The organism is Candidatus Palibaumannia cicadellinicola (assembly GCF_002855795.1).
GTDB classification, from domain to species: domain Bacteria; phylum Pseudomonadota; class Gammaproteobacteria; order Enterobacterales; family Enterobacteriaceae; genus Baumannia; species Baumannia cicadellinicola_C.
The window spans coordinates 1-2,582 of sequence record NZ_NJPO01000123.1 but is presented as its reverse complement, the minus strand read 5'-3'; the positions used below and the strand labels follow the sequence as shown (position 1 = coordinate 2,582).

At 34.0% G+C, this 2,582-nt stretch carries 2 protein-coding genes; both read left to right on the top strand.

What is annotated here, in order from left to right; all coding sequences use genetic code 11:
* Window positions 1–95 precede the first annotated feature (95 nt).
* Entirely contained in the window at window positions 96–1,289 is a 1,194-nt protein-coding gene (locus CEX73_RS02325; protein WP_101626988.1) for a phosphoglycerate kinase, read from the top strand.
* A gap of 115 nt (window positions 1,290–1,404) precedes the next feature.
* Complete coding sequence (fbaA, locus tag CEX73_RS02320) at window positions 1,405–2,481, top strand: class II fructose-bisphosphate aldolase (RefSeq protein WP_101626987.1); 1,077 nt, start codon at window positions 1,405–1,407, stop codon at window positions 2,479–2,481.
* Window positions 2,482–2,582: the final 101 nt, after the last annotated feature.

Genomic DNA, 2,582 nt, shown 5'->3' with positions numbered 1-2,582 from the left:
TAGTGAGTAATAAAATTATTACTAATATTAGTTAATATTTTATTATATCATTAAAGTAAGGTAAATATGCTAGCACAAATGTCAAAGGATTAGTTATGGTAGTCATTAAGATGACAGATTTAAATTTAATGAATAAACGAGTTTTAATTCGCTCTGATCTAAATGTTCCTATTCATGAAGGCAAAATTACTTCTCATGCACGTATATGTGCATCTTTACCTACTATTAACACAGCACTAAAACAAGGTGCAAAATTAATGATTACCTCTCATCTTGGCCGACCTATTGAAGGTCAATACGACTCTAAATTTTCATTACAGCCCGTAGTTAATTATTTAAAAAAGAAACTTTCCGCTCCTGTTAGGCTTGTGAAAGATTATTTAAACGGGGTAGATATTTCCGAAGGCGAATTAGTCGTACTAGAAAACGTTCGTTTTAATAAAGGCGAAAAAATCAATGATGAAAATTTAGCTAAAAGCTATGCGGCATTATGTGATATTTTTGTTATGGATGCTTTTGGTACAGCTCACAGAGCTCAAGCTTCTACCTATGGAGTAGGAAAATTTGCCCCGATAACCTGTGCTGGCCCACTCTTATATAATGAATTAGAAGCATTAAGTCAAGCGTTAAAAAATCCAGCTCGTCCTATGGTTGCTATTGTGGGTGGTATGAAAATATCTACTAAACTAACAGTACTTAATATACTTTCTCAAATATCTGATCAATTAATCGTCGGGGGCGGTATTGCAAACACTTTGTTTGCTGCACTAGGCTATAACGTTGGCTTATCGTTGTTTGAAACTAATTTGCTTCGAGAAGCAAAACAATTACTAAAAAATAAGAATATTTTTATTCCTACTGATGTACGCGTAGCAACGGAGTTTTCTGAAACTGCTACAGCAACGTTAAAATCAATTAAAGATATCACAAAAGATGAATATATTCTTGATTTAGGTGATAAATCAGCGGCAAAGTTAGCGAACATTTTAAAACAAGCTAAAACTATTTTATGGAACGGCCCAGTTGGTGTATTTGAATTTACTAACTTTCGTAAAAGTACTGAGATATTAGCTCATGCTATCGCTGAAAGTGAGGCGTTTTCTATCGCTGGGGGTGGCGATACATTAGCAGCTATCAAGCTATTTGATATAGCTCATCATATCTCTTATATTTCTACAGGTGGTGGTGCTTTTCTAGCTTTTGTTGAAGGAAAGACACTTCCTGCAGTAGCAATGCTTGAAGAACATGCACAAAAAGTCAGAAAGATGTCATGTTATAAAGATAAGTAAGGGTAAGAAAACCTATCATAGTCTATGACTTAGCTGCGTTTTCTTCTTAAGACTAAGCAGTGATGCTAATAGATTTTATGTTTAATTTTTTGGGGTAAAAGTAGGACTAAGTTATATGTCGAAAATTTTGGATTTTGTAAAACCAGGAGTTATCACTGGTAATGATATTCAAACAGTATTCGCTATTGCAAAAGAAAATAAATTTGCTTTACCTGCAGTGAACTGTATCGGTACGGATTCTATCAATGCTACATTAGAAGCAGCTGTTAAAGTAAGTGCACCTATTATTGTACAATTTTCCCATGGAGGTGCAGCTTTCATGGCAGGTATAGGTATAAAAAATAAAAGTGAAACAGCTTCAGTATTAGGAGCAATATCTGGAGCCTTACATGTACACCATATGGCAGAATATTATGGTGTACCAGTCATGCTACATACTGATCATTGTTCAAAACAATTGTTACCGTGGCTAGATGATCTCCTAATAGCTGACGAAAAACATTTACTTACTACTGGTAAGCCCCTATTTTCCTCACATATGATCGATTTATCTTCAGAATCATTAGATGATAATCTGAAAATAAGCGCAGAATACTTAGCTAAAATGGATAAGCTAAACATAACTTTAGAAATGGAATTAGGATGTACTGGTGGTGAAGAAGATGGTATCGATCATAGTAATTTAGATAATGCTATGCTATATACTAAACCAGAAGAAGTAGCATATGCTTATGAAAAACTCAACGCAATTAGCCCACGTTTTACGATCGCAGCTGCTTTTGGTAATGTTCATGGTGTGTACAAACCAGGTAACGTACAACTTAGACCAAAAATTCTCGATAACTCACAGAAATACGTTTCGGAAAAATTTGGATTACCAGCTAACTTTCTTAACTTAGTATTTCATGGGGGTTCTGGCTCTAAGCGAGAAGAGATTAAGGAAGCGGTAAGTTATGGTGTCGTTAAGATGAACATTGATACAGATACTCAGTGGGCTACCTGGAAAGGTATTCTTCAGTACTACAAAAAAAATAAAATGTTTTTACAGAGTCAATTAGGTAATAATTATGATATTAATAAACCAAATAAAGGATTCTACGATCCACGTGTTTGGATTCGTGCAGGACAGATATCTATGATCAACCGTCTTGAATTAGCTTTTCAAGAACTCAATGCTATTAATGTGTTGTAGTATGATTATTTTGATAAATATCTTAAGACATAAATGAAGATTATTAATAGTCTAGTAAAACGTATATGATTGATTAATCACAGCATTATCCTGATTGTGAT

Bases quoted from the DNA above. Each gene is read 5' to 3' on its own strand.
- CEX73_RS02325 (WP_101626988.1), top strand. From the start codon at position 96: ATGGTAGTCATTAAGATGACAGATTTAAATTTAATGAATAAACGAGTT.
- fbaA (WP_101626987.1), top strand. From the start codon at position 1,405: ATGTCGAAAATTTTGGATTTTGTAAAACCAGGAGTTATCACTGGTAAT.